Origin of the sequence: Gemmiger formicilis (genome assembly GCF_016901605.1) — a bacterium.
GTDB classification, from domain to species: domain Bacteria; phylum Bacillota; class Clostridia; order Oscillospirales; family Ruminococcaceae; genus Gemmiger; species Gemmiger formicilis_B.
This window is the reverse complement of record NZ_JACJKP010000635.1, coordinates 1-267: the sequence shown is the minus strand read 5'-3', so window position 1 is coordinate 267 and position 267 is coordinate 1. Positions and strand designations below refer to the sequence as shown.

At 57.3% G+C, this 267-nt stretch carries 1 protein-coding gene; it reads right to left on the bottom strand.

The features are described from left to right. Positions 1 to 105 precede the first annotated feature (105 nt). Positions 106 to 255 (bottom strand): FHA domain-containing protein, encoded by a 150-nt coding sequence (locus tag H6B10_RS19080; RefSeq protein ID WP_430661781.1) that lies wholly within the window; start codon positions 253 to 255, stop codon positions 106 to 108. Between the last annotated feature and the right edge of the window lie 12 nt (positions 256 to 267).

The window sequence follows — 267 nt, the reverse complement described above, 5'->3', positions numbered from 1 at the left end:
TTCGCTCTGCAAGTCCGCATTGCAGTACGGGCAGGCAGGGTATTTGTCCGAATCGTAAAAATGTCCCTGTTCACACTTGGTCAGTTTCATCGTTGTTCCTCTTTCTCACAGCACCAGCCGGATCGTCGTGCGGCCCAACCGCAAGGTATCGTTGTTTTGCAGCCGGTGTTCCCCGTCAATCCGTTCCCCGTTCACAAACACCGGGGCCTCCGGGTTCAGGGTCTGTACCAGCAGGGATTCTCCCCGCACGCACAGTGCGCAGTGCTG